Genomic DNA, 20043 nt, shown 5'->3' with positions numbered 1-20043 from the left:
AGTGTGTGCATGGTGAACGCTTTCGGGCCGGGGCCTATTCCGGCTCGGGACCGCCGGTCTGCTGACCCTCCGTCAGCTCTTCCGTCGGATTGGAACGTGTTCTACTCTTGCGCCGTTCCAGTGGCTGCGACCGGCGAGGTTCCGCATGCGCATCGGCACGGGTATCGGCATCACCGAAGAACACCGCGCGCTGGCGCACTCCGTACGGGGGTGGCTGGCGCGGGACGTCCCGCCCGGCGAGGTGCGCAAGCTCCTCGACGCGGGGAGCCCGGCCGTCCCGGGGGTGCGCCCCGCGTACTGGGAGGCGCTCGCCGGGCAGGGGCTGACCGGAATCCATCTGCCCGAGGAGTACGGGGGCGGGGGCGGCGGCCTCCTGGACCTCGCCGTGGTCCTGGAGGAGGCCGCTTACGGGTCGCTGCCGGGGCCGTACCTCGCGACCGCGCTGGTGGGGGCGGCGGTGCGGCGGGCGCCCGGGACCGGTGGCCTGCTCCGGGCCCTCGCCGCCGGGGACCGGACCGCCGCCGTCGCCCTCACCCCCGGCACCCTCACCGCCACCCCGGCCGAGGGCGGCCACCGCCTCGACGGGACCGCCCCGCCCGTCCTCTCCGGCGAGGCGGCCGACCTGCTGCTCCTGCCCGCCGCCGACCCGTCCGGCGGCGGTGAGCGCTGGTTCCTGGTGGACGCCGGGGCCGACGGGCTCGCCGTGCGGCCGCACCGCAGCGTCGACCCGACCCGGCCGACGGCGGAGGTGCGGGCCGACGCCGTCCTCGTACCGGCGCACCGGGCCCTGCCCCTGGACTCCGCGCTCGTCCGCGACCTGGCCGCCGTCCTCCTCGCCGCCGACGCCTGCGGGACGGCCGCCCGCAGCCTGGACACGGCCGTCGAACACGCCACCGTACGCGAGCAGTTCGGGCGGCCCATCGGGGCGTTCCAGGCGGTCAAGCACCTCTGCGCCGACATGCTCGTCCGCCTCGAACAGGCCCGCGCCCTCACCTGGGACGCGGCCCGCGCCGCCGAGGAGGAGGCGGATGGCTCAGGGAGCCGTGCCGCCGACGAGGAGACCGCCGCTTCAGGAGGCGGCGACGTGCGCGCGCTCACCGCCGCCCTCGCCGCCGCCACCGCGCCGGAGGCCGCGTACAGCTGCGCCAAGGACGCCATCCAGATCCTCGGCGGCATCGGCTTCACCTGGGAGCACGACGCCCACCTCTCCTTACGCCGGGCCGTCCTCGCCCGCCAGCTCCTCGGTACCGCCGACACCCACCGGCTGCGCGCCGCCCGCCTCGCCGAGGCAGGGGCCCGCCGTGAACTCGCCCTGGAACTCCCGCCCGAGGCCGCCCGCCACCGCGCCGAAGCCCGCCCCCACCTCGCCGCCGCCCGGGGCCTGCCACCCCACGAGGCCCGCCGCGCCCTCGCCGCCACCGGCTACGCGGCCCCGCACCTGCCACCCCCGTACGGACTGGGTGCGGGCCCCGTACAACAGCTCGCCATCCAGCAGGAGTTGCGGGAACAGTCCATCCGGCTCAGCGACCTCTCCATCGCCACCTGGGTCGTGCCCTCGCTCATCGCGTACGGGACCGAGGCGCAGCGCGAGCGCTATCTGCCGGCCACCCTGCGCGGCGACCTCCAGTGGTGCCAGCTCTTCTCCGAACCCGGCGCCGGATCCGACCTGGCAGCGCTGCGCACCCGTGCCGTACGGACCGGCGAGGGGTGGCGGATCACCGGGCAGAAGGTCTGGACGAGCGCCGCCCGCACCGCCGACCACGGCATCCTGCTCGCCCGCACGGACCCGGACGCGCCCAGGCACCGGGGGCTGACCTACTTCCTGGTCGACATGAAGAACGCCGAAGGCGTCGACATCCGCCCGCTGAAGGAGATCACCGGCGAATCCCTCTTCAACGAGGTCTACTTCGACGACGTGCTCCTCCCCGCCGACGCCGTCGTCGGCGAGATCGGCGGCGGCTGGCGCGTCGCCCGCAACACGCTCGGCAACGAACGCGTCCACATGGCCGACCAGATGACCTTCGACAGCGGTCTTGAGGCTCTGATCGCGCGCTCCGACGGACTCGACGACGCGACCCGGGCGCGTATCGGAGCCCTCGCCGCCGAGGCCCACGCCCTCGCGTGCATCGGGCTGCGCACCACGCTCCAGCAGGTCTCCGGCCTCGAACCGGGCGCCGGGGCCTCGGTGCGCAAGCTCGTCCAGACCGTCCACCAGCAGAAGGTCGCCGAACTCACCCTCGAACTCCTCGGCCCGGCAGGCGCGGTGGACGAACCGGAGGCGGGGGAGCGGGCCCTGCACGGCTTCCTGATGTCCCGCTGCCTCACCATCGCGGGCGGCACCACCCAGATCCAGCTCAACGTCGTCGCCGAGCGGATTCTCGGCCTCCCCCGGGACCGAACCACGGGAACGTAGAAGAGGAGTCGGAAGATGAAGGCGTACATCGTCGGCGTCGGCATGACGAAGTTCGAGAAGCCCGAGACCCGCGACTGGAGTTACGGCGACATGGTCCGCGAGGCGGGCACCGCCGCGCTGGAGGACGCGGGCGTCCGCTACGACCAGGTCGAACAGGCCCCCGTCGGCTACTGCTTCCAGCCCTCCACCGCCGGACAGCGGGCCGTCTACGAGCTGGGGCTCACCGGCATCCCCGTCTACAACGTCAACAACAACTGCGCCACCGGCTCCACCGCCCTCATGCTGGCCCGGCAGTTCGTCGAGGGCGGCACCAGCGACTGCGTCCTCGCCGTCGGCTTCGAGAAGATGGCGCGCGGCTCGCTGGGCGGGGGCACGGAAGGCGGCGGCGACTTCGCCTCCTCGCCCGTCGCCCGGCACTACGGGATCATGGCCGCCGCCCACGGCTTCGAGATGTCGCCGCCCACCGCGCAGATCTTCGGCAACGCGGCCCGCGAGCACATGCGGCGGTACGGGACCACGCCCGCGCAGCTCGCGGCGGTCGGGGCCAAGAACCACCGGCACTCGGTGCACAACCCGTACGCCCAGTTCCAGGACCCGTACACGGTGGAGGAGGTCCTCGCCGCCCGTACCGTCCACGACCCCCTCACCAAGCTCCAGTGCTCACCCACCTCCGACGGGGCGGCGGCGGCCGTGGTGGCCTCCGAGCGGTTCGTCGAGGCGCAGGGCCTGGGGGAGCGGGCCGTGGAGATCGCCGCCCAGGCCATGACCACCGACACCGAGGCCTCCTTCGCCTCCGGCACCTGCATCGACGCGGTCGGCACCCCGATGTCCCGGGCCGCCGCCCGGCAGGTCTACGAGAGCTCCGGCCTCGGCCCCGGCGACCTCGACGTGATCGAACTGCACGACTGCTTCTCCATCAACGAGCTCCTCACCTACGAGGCGCTCGGCCTCTGCGGCGAGGGGGAGTCGGGCAAGCTCGTGGAGTCGGGGGCGACCACGTACGGCGGGCGGTGGGTGGTGAACCCGTCGGGCGGGCTGATCTCCAAGGGGCACCCGCTGGGCGCGACCGGGATCGCCCAGGCCGCCGAGCTGACGTGGCAGCTGCGCGGCGAGGCGGGCCCGCGCCAGGTCCCGGGCGCCCGCACCGGCCTCGCCCACAACATCGGGCTGGGCGGGGCGGCGGTGGTGACGCTGCTGCGGAAGTGAGGCGCCCGGGAGCCAGGGCTGCGGCGGTGAGGCACCCGGGGACCAGGACCTCCGTCGCAGTACCCCCGCAGTACCCCGGCCCCGGGATCTCCGACGAATACCCGATGTACGGGGCATCCGGCACCTGCGACCATGACCGGCATGGCAGACGTCCCGGCCCCCGCGCCCACCCGTACCTCCCGCTCCCGCATACCCACCGGCGCGTGGGCCGTCGTGCTCGCCGCCTGCACCGGCCAGTTCCTCGTCGTCCTCGACGTCTCCGTGGTCAACGTGGCGCTGCCCTCCATGCGCGCCGACCTCGGGCTGAGCCACGGCGCGCTCCAGTGGGTCGTCAACGCCTACTCGATCGCGTTCGCCGGGTTCATGCTGCTGGGCGGGCGGGCCGCCGACATCTACGGGCGCAAGCGGATGTTCCTCGTCGGGCTGGGCGTCTTCACCGCCGCCTCCCTCGCGGGCGGCCTCGCGCTGGAGGGCTGGCAGCTCCTCGCCGCCCGGGCCGCGCAAGGCCTCGGGGCCGCCGTCCTGGCCCCCGCCACGCTCACCATCCTCACCGCCGCCGTGCCCGAGGGGCCTGCCCGGACCAAGGCGATAGCGACCTGGATGGCGGTCGGCGCGGGCGGCGGCGCGGCCGGCGGGCTCATCGGCGGGGTCCTCACCGACGCCCTCTCCTGGCGCTGGGTCCTCCTCATCAACGTGCCCGTCGGCGCCCTCGTCCTGGTCGCCGCCGCCCTGTGGATCACCGAGGGCCGGGCGGGCGACCGCCGCCGCATCGACCTGCTGGGCGCCGTCCTCGTCACCGCGGGCCTGGCCACCGTCGCGTACGGCATCGTCCAGACCGAGGCCGTCGGCTGGACGGCCGCCGCCACCCTCGTACCGCTGCTCTCGGGGGCGGTGCTGCTGGCCGCGTTCGTCCTGGTCGAGGCGCGGACGGCGGTCCCGCTGATCCCGCTGCGGGTGTTCGGCGCACGGGCCGTCTCCTCGGCCAACGTGTCGATGTTCCTCATGGGGTCGGCGACCTTCTCCATGTGGTACTTCATGACCGTCTACGCCCAGAACGTGCTGGGCTACACGCCGTTGCAGGCCGGGCTCGCCCTGATGCCGACCTCGGCCGCCGTCATCATCGGCTCCAAGATCGCGCCCCGGATCATGGCGCGTACGGGGGCCAAGAGCCTCGCCGTCGCCGGGGTGCTGATCACCGCCGCCGGGTTCGGCTGGCAGTCCACCATGGGCGTCGACGGCTCCTACCTCACCGCGATCATGTTCCCCGGCATCCTGATGATGGCCGGTGCCGGACTCGCCTCCACCCCGCTGGCCACCCTCGCCACCTCCGGCGCGGCCACCGGGGACGCCGGACTCGTCTCCGGCCTGGTCAACACCTCCCGCACCATGGGCGGCGCGCTCGGCCTCGCGGTGCTCTCCACGGTCGCCGCCGCCCGCACGGCGGGTTCCGTCGACGCGGCCGAGGTCACCGCCGGGTACGCGACGGCCTTCCGTACGGCGTGCGGGGTGCTGCTCCTCGGGGTCGTGGTGATGCTGGTGTGGCTGCCCAACCACCGGCCGCCCCGCGTACGGGAGGAGCAGGCGGCCGAGGTGAAGGCGCAGGAGCGGGTCTGACCAACCGCGTGCGGGAGCAGCGCATCTGACGTGGCGTCAGCGGTCTTCCCAACTTCCGGGGGCTGCGTTATACATGGGCCATCGGCTAGAACGCGTTCTAGAACGGCGCGCCCTGCCGGTCCCCGCGCGGCCTCGGTGCGGTCGGCGGTGCGGACAGCCGCACCGAGGTCTCCACCGTCGGTCTCCCACCGTCAAGGAGCGGCTTCGCCATGCCCATCGATGCCCCAGCGGCCCTCGCCGCCGACCCCCGCCGAGCCGAGATCGCCTGGAACCACAAGGACGTCCAGCTCTACCACCTGGGCCTGGGCGCGGGGATCCCCGCCACCGACCCCGACGAGCTGCGCTACACCCTGGAGTCCCGGCTCCAGGTGCTGCCGAGCTTCGCCACCGTCGCGGGCGCCGGAACCGCCGCGTTCGGCGGGATGGGCGCGGCCGGGATCGACGTGGACCTCGCCGCCGTCCTGCACGGCGCCCAGTCCGTACGCGTGCACCGGCCGATCCCCGTCACCGGGCGGGCCGTACAGACCTCGAAGGTCGCGGCGGTGTACGACAAGGGCAAGGCCGCCGTCATCGTGCTGCGGACCGAGGCGAGCGACGACGACGGTCCGCTCTGGACCAACGACGCCCAGATCTTCGTACGGGGAGAGGGCGGCTTCGGCGGTGAACGCGGCCCCTCCGACCGGCTCACCGTCCCCGACCGGGCCCCCGACCGCACGGTGGAGCGCCCGATCCGCGAGGACCAGGCGCTGCTCTACCGGCTCTCCGGGGACTGGAACCCGCTCCACGCGGACCCGGCCTTCGCCAAGCAGGCCGGGTTCGACCGGCCGATCCTGCACGGGCTGTGCACGTACGGCATGACCCTGAAGGCCGTCACCGACACCCTGCTGGACGGCGACGTCTCCCGTATCACCGCCTACCGCACCCGCTTCGCCGGAGTGGTCTTCCCCGGCGAGACCCTCCGCATCCGGATGTGGACGGGGGAGGGCAACCGGGTCCAGGTGACGGTCACCGCCGCCGAGCGGGACGACGCCCCGGTCCTCGCGGACACGCTCGTCGAACACTCCTGAACGCATCAACGCCCTGCCGTGGCAGTCGATCTGAGGGGAGCCCCACCCATGCGCGCAGCCGTACTGCACGAGATAGGCCAGGAGAAGCTGGAAGTCCTCGACGACGTCGAGGCGGTGGGGTTCGGCCCCGGAAAGGTCAAGCTCCGCATCCGGGCCACCGGGCTCTGCCACTCCGACGTCTCCGCGATGAGCGGCATCCTCCCGCAGCCCGCCCCCTTCATCCCCGGCCACGAGGGCGCGGGCGAGGTCGTCGACGTCGGTGACGGCGTGAGCGGCCTCAGCGCCGGCGACCGGGTCCTCGTCTGCTGGCTGCCCGCCTGCGGGGCCTGTCCGTCCTGCAAGCGCGGCCAGACCCAGCTCTGCCTCGCGGGCTTCATGAACGCGGGCACCCCCAACTTCAAGCGCCCCGGCGGCGATGTCTTCGGCTTCGCGGGCACCGGCACCTTCACCGAGGAGGTCGTCGTCGGCGCGGGCTGCGCGGTGCCGATCCCCGACGACGTACCGTTCGAGATCGCCGCCCTCATCGGCTGCGGGGTCACCACCGGCCTCGGCGCGGCCATCAACACGGCGAAGGTGGAGGCGGGTTCGTCGGTCGCGGTCATCGGCTGCGGCGGCGTCGGCATCTCCACCATCCAGGGCGCCCGCGTCCAGGGCGCCGCCCAGATCCTCGCCGTCGACCCAGTTGCCTCCCGCCGCGAGGCCGCCCTCCGCTTCGGCGCCACCGAGGCCGTCGCACCCGGTGAACTGGCCGACGCGCAGCAGCGCATCACCGGCGGTGAGGGCTTCGACTACGTCTTCGAGGTCGTCGGCAAGTCCGCCACCGCCCGCACCGCCTACGAGCACACCCGGCGCGGCGGCACCCTCTGCGTCGTCGGCGCCGGGGCGATGGACGACCACTTCCAGGTCAACATGTTCGAGCTGTTCTTCGACGAGAAGCGCATCCTCCCCTCGATGTACGGCGGTGGGGACGTGCTCCGCTCCTACGAACGGGCCATCGCGCTCTGGCGGGCGGGCCGGATCGACCTGGAGTCGATGATCACCCACCGGGTCCGGCTGGAGGAGGTCAACGACGCCCTGGACCAGATGCGGACCGGTGAGTCGCTGCGTACCTGCATCGAACTCTGAACCCCGCCCGCATCGAAGGAAGCCGAGGACTGTCATGTCACTTCCCCTCCCGCTGGACGGGCTGTCCGCGATCGTCACCGGCGCCGGCCGGGGCCTCGGCCGCGCCGAGGCGCTCGAACTGGCCCGGCTCGGCGCGGCCGTCGTCGTCAACGACTACGGGCAGCCCGGCCGCGACGGCTCGGGCGAGGCGTCGGCCGCGCCCGCCGAGGAGGTCGCCGCCGAGATCCGCGCGGCGGGCGGCCGGGCGACCGCCCACCTCGGAGACGTGTCCGACCATGAACAGGCCCGCGTACTGGTGGAGTTGGCGGTCTCCACCTACGGAAAGCTGGACATCCTGGTCAACAACGCGGGCATCCTGCGCGACCGGATGATCTTCTCGATGAGCGAGGACGAGTGGGACGCGGTCATCCGCGTCCACCTCAAGGGCCACTTCAACACCACGCACTTCGCCGCCGCCCACTGGCGCTCCCGCTCCAAGGAGGCGGGCAGCCCGGTGTACGGGCGGATCGTCAACACCTCGTCGGAGGCGTACCTCGCGGGCTCCGCCGGGCAGCCCAACTACGCGGCGGCCAAAGGCGGCATCGTGGGGCTCACCACCTCCACCGCACTCGCCCTCGCCAAGTACGGCGTCACCGCCAACGCCATCTGCCCGCGCGCCCGGACCCGGATGACCGAGGACGTGTTCGCGGGCTTCCAGGAACCGGCCGACGGCACCCTCGACGCACTGGCCCCCGAGCATGTCTCCCCGCTCGTCGGCTATCTCGCCTCACCCGCCGCCGCCGGGGTCAACGGGCAGCTGCTCGTCGTCCACGGGGGCATGGTCGCGATCGTCGAACGGCCCAGGGTGGCGGCCAAGTTCGACGCGGCGAAGGAGACGTTCACCTTCGCCGAGCTGGACGAGCTGATCACCCCGTACTACGCGGACCGGCCGCGCGGCGAGACGTTCGCGGCGGCCGAAGTGCTGGGCCTCAAGCGGGAGTAGGCGCGGCAAGGGGGCCGGTACAGCCGTGCTCGCTGTACCGGCCCCCTTGCCGCGCTGCCGCTCAGGCCGCCCGGGATTCCTCCTGGGCGGGCCGGCGGTGGCGCCCGTGCGGCTGCACCGAGGTGTTCTCCATCGACGCACCCCCTCGGTGCTTTCCGGAACCGCCGGTCCCGGCCCCCTCCGCGTCGCCCCCCGGCGTACGCGGCATGGTCGTGTCGGTGCGGGTTTCAGACATGTGGGAAGTCACCCCGTTGTGATCGCTTACCTGTGTCGCACGTACGTGTACGTGTGTCGCGTGTTCGTCTCCGCGGGCCCCGCATGCGCGCCGTCCGACGCGGTCACCGTCGGCGTCCGCCCGGTACGGCTGCGTAGCCCAGGCACCGAGTTTAGTCAGGCGACGCCGCCCGGTGCAGAGGCGCCTGCCCCAACGGAACCGGCTTACACACGACAGGAGGGGTGACGGCCCCGGACGGTTCCGTTCCGCCTGTTCCAGCCGTCTCCGGAGGCGGTTCCTCGTCGCCCGGCGCCTCGTACAGCGCCACACCGCAGGGCGTCGAGGCGTTCGCGTACGGCAGGTGCAGCACTCCGTCCCGGCTCCAGTAACCGGCCCCCGCCGACCAGCCCTCCGGCGCCGCGAACTGGTGCAGCCGCCGCCCCTGCGGACGCCAGATCCCCACCCAGCTCCCGGCCGCCCCGTCGATCCGCAGCGCGACGGCGCAGCTCTCCGGCATCAGCATCTGCCCCGGCTGGACGGCGAACGGTGTCACCGCCACATCCGCCGGCCGCAGGCACTCCGGGAAGCGCACCGGCAGGCAGCTGCCGAGGACGCCCCAGCCGAGCCGGTCGTGGCCCGGCGCGTTCGAGCGGAGCAGGAGCAGGCCGCTGTCCGCGTCGGCCAGCAGCAGCCGGTCGTCGCTCTCCGGGGTGATCTGGAGCAGCGGGGTCACCTCACCGTTCCGCTCCAGGTCCACGGCGACCGCCTTGACCGGCCCGCCGCCCGGCAGCTGCCGGTCCAGGGCCAGCATCCGGCCCGCCCGGTCCAGCCAGACCCCGCCCGAGCAGTGCCCGGGGACCTCCGCGACCAGCTCCGGCCCGAAGGCGCCGCCGGCCACCAGCCACAGCAGCGAGGAGTGGTCGCCGGGGGAGAGGGCGTACACGCTGGTGCCGTCCGGTGAGGGCGGCAGCAGCTCCATCCCGTCGCACTCGACCGCGCCGAGGGCCAGCTCGCCGGTGGCGGGCCCGGTCGGGTAGAGCAGCGAGAACATCTGGCGCTCCGCCACCTGCCGCCGGATCAGCACCCGCCCGTCGGCGAGCGGGACCACCTGGGCGTCGGGCTCCTCGGGCTGGTTGAGCGGCAGCGGTACGGCGTAGGGCTCGGGCCCGTCCAGCGTCCAGCGCTCCGGGTACCAGGCCCGCTGCCCACCGGGCGCACCGGGCGCCGCCGTCAGCCGGGCCCCGTACGCACCGTCCGCGGTGAGCGTGAAGGCCCCGGGGGCGCGGGGGGCGCTCCAAGGCGCGGCGGACGCGGCGGAACTGGCGGAACCGGCGGACGCGGCCGGAACCGTCCCGCCGCTCGGAGCCGCCCCGGCCGGTCGCTTCGGCTCGCCCGGAATCATCCCGGCCGGTTCTCCAGGCTCGGCCGGGACCGCCCCGACGGGTTCCTCCGGCTCGCCGGACTCTTCAGGACCGGGGTCCGCCGTCGTGGCGGCCCCGGCGGTTCCGCCCTCGATGGCACAGGCAGTCATGGACTCGTCACCTCCGGCTACGAAAGCTAGTTTTCGCACGTCCAGCCGGACAACACGTGCCACCTCACTTCACACATAAGGGTGGCGATGCCCGGATTCTCCTGAGGTGGAGGGGGTGGGTGTGCTGGCGAGGGTGGCCGCGCCTAGGGTTAGGCCGCCCTAACCCAACAGGCGTGCCCCACGCACGTACGCGCAGCAGCAGGAGCAAGTGATGTCCCTTCGGCCCCGCGGTACCGCCGCAGTCGCCCTGGCGGTCGCCGCCGCCCTCTCCCTCTCGGCCTGCGGGAGCGGCGACGGCGGGGACGCGGACGGGAAGGGTGCGGGCGGTGACAAGAAGGCGGCCGTCGCCACCGGTGGCAAGGACTTCGCGGACGCGGCGAAGAAGACGGCGGCGTACGGCACCGAGGTCGAGCCCGGTGAGTTCCCCCGCACCGTCACCCACGCCATGGGGAAGACCGAGATCGAGGCGGCCCCGAAGCGCGTGGTCGTCCTCGACGTCGGGGAGTTCGACAACGTTGTTTCGCTCGGCCTGAAGCCCGTCGGCTACGCGCCCAGCGAGGGCGACGCGGCCATCCCCTCGTACCTGGAGAAGGGCGCGGGAAGCCCGAAGAGCGTCGGCACGATCAACAGCCTCAACCTGGAGGCGATCGCGGGTCTCAAGCCCGACCTGATCCTCGGCAGCCAGCTGCGCGCGGCCGACAAGTACGACGAGCTGTCCAAGATCGCCCCGACCGTGTTCTCCATCCGCCCGGGCTTCACCTGGAAGGAGAACTACCTCCTCAACGCGGCCGCCCTGGACCGCACCGAGCGGGCCCACTCGGCACTGGCCGCGTACCAGGCGAAGGCGGAGAAGCTCGGTGAGGACATCGGTGCCGACAAGCCGACCGTCTCGATGGTCCGCTACATGCCCGACCGCCTGCGCCTCTACGCCAGGGCGTCGTTCATCGGCACGATCCTGGAGGACGTCGGCCTGCCCCGCCCGAAGAACCAGCAGATCGACGACCTCGCCACCGAGATCAGCCCGGAGCGGATCGACGAGGCGGACGCCGACTGGATCTTCACCGGCGTCTACGGCGACGCGAAGGCGACCCAGCGCGACACCGCCCAGTCCAACCCGCTGTGGAAGAAGCTGGACGCGGTCAAGGAGGGCCGGGCCAAGGACGTCTCCGACGAGACCTGGTACCTGGGCCTCGGCGTCACCGCCGCCGGCCTGGTCCTCGACGACCTCCGCGCGGACCTGGTGAAGTGACGAAGAGGGCAGGTGAAGTAACGATTCGTGTCCGGCCGCCGGTCCAGGCGTACAGGTCCGGCGGCCCGGGGCATCGGACCACGCCGGACAGGTAGCCTTTCCCCCGTGCCCCGTCTGTCTGAAGTCATCGCCGCCCTCGACGCCCTCTGGCCCCCCGAGCGGGCCGAGGGATGGGACGCGGTCGGCACGGTCTGCGGCGACCCGGACGCCGAGGTCGACCGGGTGCTGTTCGCGGTCGACCCCGTCCACGCGATCGCCGACGAGGCCCTGAAGCTCGGCGCCCAGCTGATCGTCACCCACCACCCGCTCTATCTGCGCGGGACGACGACGGTCGCCGCCGACACCTTCAAGGGCAAGGTCGTCCACACCCTCATCAAGCACGGCATCGCGCTCCACGTCGCGCACACCAACGCCGACACCGCCGACCCCGGTGTCTCCGACGCCCTCGCCGGCGCCCTGGACCTGCGCGTCACCGGGCCCCTCGTACCGGACCCCACCGACCCCCACGGGCGGCGCGGACTGGGCCGGATCTGCGAGCTCGACCACCCCGAGACCCTGGCCGCCTTCGCCGCCCGGGCCGCCGCCCGGCTCCCCGCCACCGCGCAGGGCATCCGGCTGGCCGGCGACCCGGAGGCGCTCGTGCGCACCGTCGCCGTCAGCGGCGGCTCCGGCGACAGCCTCTTCGACGCCGTACGCGCCGCAGGCGTCGATGCCTTCCTCACCGCCGACCTGCGCCACCACCCGGCGTCCGAGGCCGTGCAGCACTCGCCGCTCGGCCTGGTCGACGCCGCGCACTGGGCCACCGAGTGGCCCTGGTGCGAGCAGGCGGCCGCGCAACTCGACGCGCTTTCCGACCGCCACGGATGGGACCTGCGGGTCCACGTCTCGACGCAGGTCACCGACCCCTGGACCACCCACCATTCCTCTGGAGCCCCCAACTGAACGCCGCGCCCGCCGACCAGATCCGACTCCTCGACGTCCAGGCCCTCGACGTACGTCTCTCCCAGCTCTCCCACAAGAGCAACTCGCTGCCGGAGCACGCCGAGATCGAGCAGCTCAGCAGCGACCTCGCCCAGCTGCGTGACCTGCTGGTCGCCTCCACCACCGAGGAGAGCGACACCACCCGCGAGCAGACCAAGGCCGAGCAGGACGTCGACCAGGTGCGCCAGCGCGCCGTCCGCGACCAGCAGCGGCTGGACTCCGGCGCGGTCTCCTCGCCCAAGGACCTGGAGAGCCTCCAGCGCGAGCTCACCTCGCTCGCCAAGCGCCAGGGAGACCTGGAGGACGTCGTCCTGGAGATCATGGAGCGCCGCGAGGCCGCCCAGGAGCGGGTCGCCGAGCTGACCCAGCGGGTCGCCGCCGTCCAGGCCAAGGTCGACGACGCCACCGCCCGCCGGGACGCCGCCACCGCCGAACTGGACGCCGAGATCGCCACGGTGACCAAGGACCGCCAGGTCGTCGCCGAGGTCATCCCCGCCGACCTGATGAAGCTGTACGACAAGCTCCGCGCCCAGCAGGGCGGCGTCGGCGCCGCCCGGCTCTACCAGCGCCGCTGCGAGGGCTGCCGCCTGGAGCTGAACATCACCGAGGTCAACGACGTGAAGTCCGCGTCCCCCGACACGGTGCTGCGCTGCGAGAACTGCCACCGCATCCTGGTCCGCACCTCGGAGTCGGGCCTGTAATGAGCGCTGTCCGCCGACTGGTGGTGGAGGCCGACGGCGGCTCCCGGGGCAACCCGGGGCCCGCCGGTTACGGTGCGGTCGTCATCGACGCGGCCACCGGCGAGACCCTCGCCGAGGCCGCCGAGTACATCGGCGTCGCGACCAACAACGTCGCCGAGTACCGGGGCCTGATCGCCGGTCTGACGGCCGCGAAGGCGCTGTTCCCGGACGAGGCCTTGGACGTCCGCGTCCGGATGGACTCCAAGCTGGTGGTGGAGCAGATGTCGGGGCGCTGGAAGATCAAGCACCCCGACATGAAGCCGCTGGCGGCCCGGGCCGCCGCTCTCCTGCCGCCGTCCTCCGTGACGTACGAGTGGATCCCGCGCGCGCAGAACAAGCACGCGGACCGGCTCGCCAACGAGGCGATGGACGCGGGCCGCGACGGCCGCCAGTGGGAGGCGTCGGCCTCCACGGCCGAGCTGGACGCGCCCGCGCGCACCCCGCTGCCCGACCGGGGCCCGCCCGGCGACGCGGCGGCGGGCGCGGCGAAGGCCCGGGCGGCGCTGGCGGCGGCGCGGGGCGGGTCGGACGCCGGGACGCTGTTCGAGGTCGACACTCCGGCAGAACCTCAGCCCACGGACGCCACCGCCGTCGCCGAGGCGCCCGATGCCACCGCTGTCGGAGAGGCGGCCGACGCCACGGGCGTCACAGCGGCTCCGCAGGTCGGCTGGGCCGCCGCCCCCGACCTCGGCGCGCCCGCCACCTTCGTCCTGCTGCGGCACGGCGAGACGCTGCTCACCCCCGAGAAGCGGTTCTCCGGCAGCGGCGGCACCGACCCCGAACTCTCGGCCGCCGGCCGCGACCAGGCCGCCCGGGCCGCCGCGCACTTCGCCGCGCTCGGCACGGTCCAGGAGATCGTCAGCTCACCGCTGCGCCGCTGCCGCGAGACGGCGGCGGCCGTCGCCGACCGCCTCGGCCTGGACGTCCGCATCGAGGACGGCCTGCGCGAGACGGACTTCGGCGCGTGGGAGGGGCTGACCTTCGGTGAGGTACGTGAGCGGTACGGGGACGACCTGACCGCCTGGCTCGCAGACCCGGGGACCGCGCCGACGGGCGGCGGCGAGAGCTTCGCCGCGGTCGCCGAGCGGGTCGCGGCCGCCCGGGACCGGCTGACCGCCCGGTACGCGGGCCGCACGGTCGTGCTCGTCACCCACGTGACCCCGATCAAGACGCTGGTCCGGCTGGCGCTGGAGGCTCCGGCGCAGGCGATGTTCCGGATGGAGCTGTCGGCGGCCTCGATCTCGACCGTCGCGTACTACGGGGACGGCAACGCCTCCGTACGCCTGCTGAACGACACCTCGCACCTGCGCTAGCGGGAACGAAGACCTGGCATGGACTGGCCGACCGGGCTGCTCGGGTTCGCCGCCGGGCTGCTGATCTCGGTGGCGACCGCCCCGGTCGGGGTGTCGGGCGCGGTGTTCCTGCTGCCGGTCCAGGTCAGCGTGCTCGGGGTGCCGAGCCCCGCGGTCACCCCGACCAACCTGCTCTACAACGTGGTCGCGGGCCCCGGGGCTCTGCTGCGCCACCACAGGAGCGGCGGGCTGCGCGGCCCCCTGACCCGGCTGCTGGTCCTCGGCACCGTTCCCGGGGTCGTCGTCGGCGCGGTGATCCGGGTCTTCGCGGTGCCGGGTCCCTCGGTGTTCCGGCTGCTGATCACGGTGCTGCTGCTCCCGCTGGGCGGCTGGCTCTGCCTGCGTACGCTGCACCGCGCCGCGCGCACGGTCCCCGCCCGGGAGCCCTCTTCCCGGGCCATCACCCGCCTCGCCATGGCCGTCGGTGTCGCCGGGGGCATCTACGGGATCGGCGGCGGCTCGCTGCTCGGCCCGATCCTGGTCGGGCGCGGGATGCCGGTCGCGAAGGTGGCCCCGGCCGCGCTGGCCGCCACCTTCGTGACCTCGGTCGTGGGCGCGGGGACGTACGCCCTGCTCTCCCTCACCACGACCGGCGACATCGCCCCGTACTGGTCGCTCGGTCTGGCCTGCGGCCTGGGCGGACTGTGTGGGGGGTACCTGGGCGCGCGTCTCCAGCCTCGTATGCCGGAGACGGCGTTGCGGCTGCTGCTGGGGGTGCTGGCACTGGGCATCGGCGGGCTGTACGCGGTACAGACAGTGAGCTGAGGGCTTTACGACCCGAGCGCGGCCGCCTCCGCCGCCAGCCGGGCCACCCGGTCCCAGTCCTTCGCCGCGATCGCGTCGCCCGGCACCATCCAACTGCCGCCCACGCACGCGACGTTCGGCAGGGCGAGGTACGAGGGCGCGGAGGTGAGCGAGATGCCGCCGGTCGGGCAGAAGCGGGCCTGGGGGAGCGGGGCGGAGAGCGCCTTGAGATAGGCGGTGCCGCCCGCGGCCTCGGCCGGGAAGAACTTCATGTCGCTCACCCCGTGCTCCAGCAGGGCCACCACCTCGGAGGTGGTCGACACGCCGGGCAGGAACGGCACCCCGGACTCCTTCATCGCCTCCAGCAGCGCGTCCGTCCACCCCGGGCTGACCAGGAACCTGGCCCCCGCGTCGACGGTGTCCCGCACGTGCTGCGGCGAGATGACCGTGCCCGCGCCGACGACCGCGCCCGGCACCTCGGCGGCGATGGCCCGGATCGACTCCAGCGCGGCCGCTGTCCGCAGGGTCACCTCTATCGCCGGGAGCCCGCCCGCCACCAGCGCCCGCGCCAGCGGCACCGCGTCGGCCGCGTCGTGCAGGACGACGACGGGGATGACGGGGGCGAGATCCAGTACGGAGGTGGCGGAGGGCGCGGCGGGCGGCGGCGAGGAGGAGGTCATGGGACCCATCCTGCCGCGCCGCCAGCGATATCTGCAACGCCCGTTGCGCAGGGTGCAACGAGGCTAGTGGATCTCCGTCACCACCACATCGAGTGACCACGGCCGCCCGGCCCGCGCAGGGGCCTCGGCCTCGACCACGTACCCGAGGTCCCGCAGCGCATCCACCAGCCGCTCCGGGTCCTTCGGCCGCGCCCCCGCCATCAGCAGGTCCCGCACCATCCGCCCCTTGGTCGCCTTGTTGAAGTGGCTGACGACGGACCGCTTCTCCACCCCGTCCACGATCTGCGACTGGAGCACCCGCACACTCGCCGTACGCGCGGCCACCTCGCCCTTCGGCTTCCAGGCCGCCGCATAGGCGGAGGACCGCAGGTCCAGGACGAGCCCGTCCCCGGCGGCCTCGGGCATGACGGCCTCCATGGGCTTACGCCAGTACGCGCCGAGCGCTCCGAGGCCGGGGAGCTTCACGCCCATCGAACAGCGGTACGGCGGAATCCGGTCGCCGATCCGCACCGCGCCCCAGAGCCCGGAGAAGACCAGCAGCGACTTCGCGGCGCGGCGACGGGCGTCGGCGTCCAGGGAGGCCAGGTCGAGGGCGTCGTACAGGACCCCCGTGTACAGCTCCCCGGCCGGCCGGGTCCCGGCGGTCCGCAGCTCGGCGTTCTTCCCGACCTCGCCCCGCAGACCCACGCTCAGCCCGAGCACCTCACGGGCCTTCTCCTCGTCCGCCTGGCAGAGGCCGACCAGCTCCTCCAGGACCGCCGCCCGGGCCTCGGCGAGCCCCGGCAGCGACAGCGACTCCGGCTTCAGGGGAGCCCCGCGCCCCGAGGCGGCCTTTCCTTCGGAGGGCGGCAACAGCACGAGCACGGCGGTTCTCCTTCGTACGCACGACGAGCGGCCCCGGCGGGCATGCGGGCACTCCGGGTCCTCGGCAAGGGTACGGGGGCGGGGCGGGGGTTCCCGTACGGTGCCGGGGAGGGGCTGGGGTCGTACGGTGCCGGGGCGGGGCCGGGGCGTACGGTGCCGGGGGCGCGCCACTCGTACGGCGCCGGGGGCGGGCGCCGGAGGGGCCGTTGCTCGCACGGCGCCGAGGGCGTGCGCAGGCTGTACGGTGCCGGAGGGGTGGCTGCTCGCACGGCGCCGAGGGCGTGTGCAGGCTGTACGGCGCCGCCGGGCCCTAGCTGTCCGCACGGCGACCGGTACGGGCCCGCCCCCGGATGCCGCCCGCCCCCTCCCGGCCTACGCTCGGTCCATGCCCCGCCGCCACCTGCGTATGACCGGCGCCGCCGACTGCTCGCTCGGGGCCGCCCTGCGCGCCCTGCGCACCGAACTCGGCCTCCTCGCCGGCTTCCCGGCCGAGGTGCTGGCCGAGGCGGCGGAGGCGGTGCGGGAGCCGGAGCTGTCGGCCCACGAGGACGCCACGGACCTGCCCTTCCTCACCATCGACCCGGCCGCCTCCACGGACCTGGACCAGGCGATGCACCTGGAGCGCCGCCACCACGGCTACCGGGTGCACTACGCCATCGCGGACGTCGCCGCCTTCGTCCGTCCGGGCGGCGCACTCGACGCCGAGGCCCACCGCCGGGTCACCACCCTCTACTTCCCCGACGGCCGGATCCCCCTCCACCCCACCGTCCTCTCCGAGGGCGCCGCCAGCCTCCTTCCCGGCGCCACCCGCCCCGCCGCGCTCTGGCGGATCGACCTGGACAGCGACGGCCGTACGGTCGCCACCGACGTACGCCGGGCCCTGGTCCGCAGCCGCGCGAAACTCGACTACGCGGGCGTCCAACGGCAGATCGACACGGGCACGGCCGAAGAACCGCTCGCCCTGCTCCGGGACATCGGACGGCTCCGCGAGGAGCAGGAACTCGCGCGCGGCGGCATCTCGCTGAACGTTCCCGAGCAGGAGATCACCGAGCACGACGGCTCCTACGGCCTCGCCTACCGAGCCCCGCTCCCCGCCGAGGACTGGAACGCCCAGGTCTCCCTGCTCACCGGCATGGCCGCCGCCCACCTGATGGCCGAGACGGGCACCGGCATCCTCCGCACCCTGCCGATCGCCCCGGACGGAGCCGTCGCCCGGCTGCGGCGCTCCGCCCACGCCCTGCGCATCGACTGGCCGCACCACGTCCCGTACGCCGAGGTCGTCCGCTCCCTCGACCCGACCAAGGGCAACCACGCGGCGTTCCTCCAGGAGTGCACCACCCTGCTGCGCGGCGCCGGCTACACCGCCTTCGACCACGGCGAACTCCCCGACCCCGCCGTCCACGCGGCCGTCGCCGACCTCTACACGCACTGCACGGCACCGCTGCGCCGCCTGGTCGACCGGTACGCCTCCGAGCTCTGCCTGGCGGCCACCGCCGGGAAGGAGCCCCCGGAGTGGGTACGGGAGGCGCTCCCCGCGCTCCCGAAGGAGATGGCCGAGGGAACGCGCCGCGCGGGCGCCGTGGAGCGGGCCTGCGTCGACCTGGTCGAGGCGGTGCTGCTGGAGGACCGGGTGGGCGAGCTCTTCGACGCGTACGTCGTCGACATCCAGGAGCGGAACCCCACCGTCGGCACGGTCCACCTCCGGGACCCGGCGATCGTGGGCCGGATCGAGGGCGGCACGGCCGCGCTCCCGCTGGGGGAGCGGCTACGGGTCCGGCTCACGCAGGCAGGTCCGGCGGCGAAGACGGTGCTGTTCGCTCCGGCGTGAGCGGGGGAGGCACCGGCCCGCGCGTGAGCGCGGCGACGGCCGTCCGTGGATCGTCCGCGTGGAACCGGAGCGTACGGGCGCTCCCGCGCCGCCCCAGCGGGCGTACGAACTCCACCGGCTCCGTCAGCTCCACGGTCACCGTCGTCTGACTCCCCACCGCCAGATCGACCACCCCGTCCCCGCCGACCCGCACGAGCCCGCCGCCGTCCGGAAAGCGCCGCTCCACCCGGGCGGAGGCGACGAGGGCGGCGGGCACCCGCAGATCGAACAGGGCGCCGTAGCGCAGCCGCAGCGAACCGTCGGCCCCCACCACATGCGGCCGGGTCACGCAGGTCGCGTGCAGGGCGACGATGAGCACCGTCCCGTACACGCCCACCACGAGCAGGATCAGGTGGACCAGCGGCCAGGGGATCACCAGGGCCAGCACCACGGTCTCCAGGACGGAGGCGAAGAGGAACGCCCACATCGTCCCGGTCTGCGGTTCCGTGTAGGGGACGGGCAGCGCCCCTTCCGGCAGCCGGTGGCGACGGCGTACGACCCACAGCCCGAGACTGTGCACCGCCCGGAACTCGTGGACCACCAACCGCCGCACGACCACCGGCACCACCCGCTCCACCACGGCCCGCAGCCCTGCCCGCTTCTCGGTACTCACGAAGTCTCCCCTCGGGTTCGGCGCATCCGCTCGCCCATCGCCTCCATCACCCGGCGCACCACCTCGCGCTGCGCGGGCGGATAGTCGTCCAGCAGCGCCCGCCCGACCCCCGTAGCCAGCGACGCGCCCTCCGGGATCACCGCAAGGACCTCATCCGGTACGGCGGCGGCGAGATCGGCGGCCAGCGGCGCGATCCGGGGATCGTCCTCCCCGGCCCCGGCCAGCTCGTCCAGCCGCTCGTACAGAGCCGTGACACCGGGGTTCTCGGCCAGCGGTCGCAGCGCCGCGAACACCTCGGACCCGCCCGCACCCCCCGCCGCATCCAGCAACGCCAGATGCTCGCGGTCCTTGGCGGCCGCCGGGGACGCGGTGGCGGGCGCACTCTCCAGCAGCGCGGCCAGGGCGGGGGAGAGCGGCCCGTCCGAGGTGAGCGGCGCCTCCAGCAGCGCGGCCAGCACCCGCCGCCGCTCCCGGATCTCCCGCTCCTGCCGGGCCAGATCCGCGTCCAGCTCCCCCAGCACCTCGACCAGCTCCCGCCCCGCGTCATCCGCCAGCACGTCCCGCACCTCGTCGAGGGCGAGCCCGATCTCGGTCAGCCGCCGGATCCGGGCCAGCAGCACGGCATCGCGGACGGTGTACGCCCGGTACCCGTTGGCCCGCCGGGCGGGCTCGGGCAGCAGCCCGATGTGGTGGTAGTGCCGGATCGCCCGGGAGGTGACTCCGACGAGCGCGGCGATCTCTCCGATACGCATGCGGCCAGTAGAAACCCTGCCGCTGCGGCAAGGTCAAGTGTCACCTTCG

Annotated in this window: 18 protein-coding genes; 12 read left to right on the top strand and 6 right to left on the bottom strand. The window is 73.9% G+C overall.

The genetic code is table 11. From position 1 onward, the window contains the following. Positions 1 to 145 precede the first annotated feature (145 nt). The 6 genes from GTY67_RS08120 to GTY67_RS08095 all read left to right on the top strand — a co-directional run bounded on the left by GTY67_RS08120 (position 146) and on the right by GTY67_RS08095 (position 8407). A complete protein-coding gene (locus GTY67_RS08120; protein WP_161278229.1) occupies positions 146 to 2413 on the top strand; it encodes an acyl-CoA dehydrogenase in 2268 nt (755 codons plus the stop codon). Positions 2414 to 2428: 15 nt separating this feature from the next. After that, positions 2429 to 3619, top strand: coding sequence for a lipid-transfer protein (locus GTY67_RS08115; protein WP_161278228.1), 1191 nt, complete (start codon positions 2429 to 2431; stop codon positions 3617 to 3619). 132 nt (positions 3620 to 3751) lie between these two features. Next, entirely contained in the window at positions 3752 to 5233 is a 1482-nt protein-coding gene (locus GTY67_RS08110) for a DHA2 family efflux MFS transporter permease subunit (RefSeq protein ID WP_161278227.1), read from the top strand. A gap of 209 nt (positions 5234 to 5442) precedes the next feature. Further along, positions 5443 to 6300: a MaoC/PaaZ C-terminal domain-containing protein gene (locus GTY67_RS08105; RefSeq protein WP_161278226.1), complete on the top strand. Its 858-nt coding sequence runs from the start codon at positions 5443 to 5445 to the stop codon at positions 6298 to 6300. A gap of 48 nt (positions 6301 to 6348) precedes the next feature. Beyond that, positions 6349 to 7425: a Zn-dependent alcohol dehydrogenase gene (locus GTY67_RS08100; RefSeq protein ID WP_161278225.1), complete on the top strand. Its 1077-nt coding sequence runs from the start codon at positions 6349 to 6351 to the stop codon at positions 7423 to 7425. A 34-nt stretch (positions 7426 to 7459) separates the two neighbouring features. After that, a complete protein-coding gene (locus GTY67_RS08095; RefSeq protein ID WP_161278224.1) occupies positions 7460 to 8407 on the top strand; it encodes a 3-oxoacyl-ACP reductase in 948 nt (315 codons plus the stop codon). A 61-nt stretch (positions 8408 to 8468) separates the two neighbouring features. Here the strand turns inward: GTY67_RS08095 and GTY67_RS34470 are convergent, their stop codons facing one another. Both GTY67_RS34470 and GTY67_RS08090 read right to left on the bottom strand, forming a co-directional pair. Next, entirely contained in the window at positions 8469 to 8642 is a 174-nt protein-coding gene (locus GTY67_RS34470) for a hypothetical protein (protein WP_202461363.1), read from the bottom strand. A 151-nt stretch (positions 8643 to 8793) separates the two neighbouring features. Then, positions 8794 to 10152, bottom strand: a complete 1359-nt coding sequence (locus GTY67_RS08090) for a hypothetical protein (protein ID WP_161278223.1) — start codon at positions 10150 to 10152, stop codon at positions 8794 to 8796. 211 nt (positions 10153 to 10363) lie between these two features. On the opposite strand from GTY67_RS08090, the gene GTY67_RS08085 reads away from it, so the two are divergent. From GTY67_RS08085 to GTY67_RS08065, 5 genes are all read left to right on the top strand, one after another. Further along, positions 10364 to 11401 carry an iron-siderophore ABC transporter substrate-binding protein gene (locus tag GTY67_RS08085; RefSeq protein WP_161278222.1) on the top strand — a complete coding sequence of 346 codons (1038 nt, stop codon included), beginning with the start codon at positions 10364 to 10366 and terminating at the stop codon, positions 11399 to 11401. A gap of 105 nt (positions 11402 to 11506) precedes the next feature. Further along, positions 11507 to 12343, top strand: coding sequence for a Nif3-like dinuclear metal center hexameric protein (locus tag GTY67_RS08080; protein WP_093689044.1), 837 nt, complete (start codon positions 11507 to 11509; stop codon positions 12341 to 12343). Then, positions 12340 to 13083, top strand: coding sequence for a C4-type zinc ribbon domain-containing protein (locus GTY67_RS08075; protein WP_202461831.1), 744 nt, complete (start codon positions 12340 to 12342; stop codon positions 13081 to 13083). Before GTY67_RS08080 ends, GTY67_RS08075 begins: the two co-directional genes overlap by 4 nt. Continuing rightward, entirely contained in the window at positions 13083 to 14435 is a 1353-nt protein-coding gene (locus GTY67_RS08070; RefSeq protein ID WP_161278221.1) for a bifunctional RNase H/acid phosphatase, read from the top strand. The genes GTY67_RS08075 and GTY67_RS08070 overlap by 1 nt, the downstream gene beginning before the upstream one ends. Positions 14436 to 14453: 18 nt before the next feature. Next, on the top strand, positions 14454 to 15239 hold the full coding sequence (locus GTY67_RS08065; protein WP_161278220.1) for a sulfite exporter TauE/SafE family protein: 786 nt from the start codon (positions 14454 to 14456) through the stop codon (positions 15237 to 15239). 5 nt (positions 15240 to 15244) lie between these two features. Here GTY67_RS08065 and eda read toward each other — a convergent pair whose 3' ends face one another. Together eda and yaaA are read right to left on the bottom strand one after the other, a co-directional pair. After that, positions 15245 to 15898, bottom strand: coding sequence for a bifunctional 4-hydroxy-2-oxoglutarate aldolase/2-dehydro-3-deoxy-phosphogluconate aldolase (gene eda / locus GTY67_RS08060; protein WP_161278219.1), 654 nt, complete (start codon positions 15896 to 15898; stop codon positions 15245 to 15247). 63 nt (positions 15899 to 15961) lie between these two features. Continuing rightward, positions 15962 to 16762 (bottom strand): peroxide stress protein YaaA, encoded by an 801-nt coding sequence (yaaA, locus tag GTY67_RS08055; RefSeq protein WP_161278218.1) that lies wholly within the window; start codon positions 16760 to 16762, stop codon positions 15962 to 15964. Between the two features lie 385 nt (positions 16763 to 17147). Here yaaA and GTY67_RS08050 point away from each other — a divergent pair, with 385 nt between their 5' ends. Continuing rightward, entirely contained in the window at positions 17148 to 18590 is a 1443-nt protein-coding gene (locus tag GTY67_RS08050; protein WP_237502560.1) for an RNB domain-containing ribonuclease, read from the top strand. Here GTY67_RS08050 and GTY67_RS08045 read toward each other — a convergent pair. Then, positions 18541 to 19242, bottom strand: coding sequence for a hypothetical protein (locus GTY67_RS08045; RefSeq protein WP_343238651.1), 702 nt, complete (start codon positions 19240 to 19242; stop codon positions 18541 to 18543). The genes GTY67_RS08050 and GTY67_RS08045 overlap by 50 nt on opposite strands. After that, positions 19239 to 19994 carry a MerR family transcriptional regulator gene (locus tag GTY67_RS08040; RefSeq protein WP_161278217.1) on the bottom strand — a complete coding sequence of 252 codons (756 nt, stop codon included), beginning with the start codon at positions 19992 to 19994 and terminating at the stop codon, positions 19239 to 19241. Before GTY67_RS08040 ends, GTY67_RS08045 begins: the two co-directional genes overlap by 4 nt. Positions 19995 to 20043 lie beyond the last annotated feature (49 nt).

The organism is Streptomyces sp. SID8374 (assembly GCF_009865135.1).
GTDB lineage: Bacteria > Actinomycetota > Actinomycetes > Streptomycetales > Streptomycetaceae > Streptomyces.
Note: the sequence above shows the minus strand (reverse complement) of the source record. Positions and strands in the feature narration are given on the sequence as shown.

Bases quoted from the DNA above. Each gene is read 5' to 3' on its own strand.
- GTY67_RS08090 (WP_161278223.1), bottom strand. From the start codon at position 10,152: ATGACTGCCTGTGCCATCGAGGGCGGAACCGCCGGGGCCGCCACGACG.
- GTY67_RS08115 (WP_161278228.1), top strand. From the start codon at position 2,429: ATGAAGGCGTACATCGTCGGCGTCGGCATGACGAAGTTCGAGAAGCCC.
- GTY67_RS08085 (WP_161278222.1), top strand. From the start codon at position 10,364: ATGTCCCTTCGGCCCCGCGGTACCGCCGCAGTCGCCCTGGCGGTCGCC.
- GTY67_RS08100 (WP_161278225.1), top strand. From the start codon at position 6,349: ATGCGCGCAGCCGTACTGCACGAGATAGGCCAGGAGAAGCTGGAAGTC.
- GTY67_RS08040 (WP_161278217.1), bottom strand. From the start codon at position 19,994: ATGCGTATCGGAGAGATCGCCGCGCTCGTCGGAGTCACCTCCCGGGCG.
- GTY67_RS08120 (WP_161278229.1), top strand. From the start codon at position 146: ATGCGCATCGGCACGGGTATCGGCATCACCGAAGAACACCGCGCGCTG.
- eda (WP_161278219.1), bottom strand. From the start codon at position 15,898: ATGACCTCCTCCTCGCCGCCGCCCGCCGCGCCCTCCGCCACCTCCGTA.
- GTY67_RS08050 (WP_237502560.1), top strand. From the start codon at position 17,148: ATGCCCCGCCGCCACCTGCGTATGACCGGCGCCGCCGACTGCTCGCTC.
- GTY67_RS08095 (WP_161278224.1), top strand. From the start codon at position 7,460: ATGTCACTTCCCCTCCCGCTGGACGGGCTGTCCGCGATCGTCACCGGC.
- GTY67_RS08065 (WP_161278220.1), top strand. From the start codon at position 14,454: ATGGACTGGCCGACCGGGCTGCTCGGGTTCGCCGCCGGGCTGCTGATC.
- GTY67_RS34470 (WP_202461363.1), bottom strand. From the start codon at position 8,642: ATGTCTGAAACCCGCACCGACACGACCATGCCGCGTACGCCGGGGGGC.
- GTY67_RS08105 (WP_161278226.1), top strand. From the start codon at position 5,443: ATGCCCATCGATGCCCCAGCGGCCCTCGCCGCCGACCCCCGCCGAGCC.
- GTY67_RS08110 (WP_161278227.1), top strand. From the start codon at position 3,752: ATGACCGGCATGGCAGACGTCCCGGCCCCCGCGCCCACCCGTACCTCC.
- GTY67_RS08070 (WP_161278221.1), top strand. From the start codon at position 13,083: ATGAGCGCTGTCCGCCGACTGGTGGTGGAGGCCGACGGCGGCTCCCGG.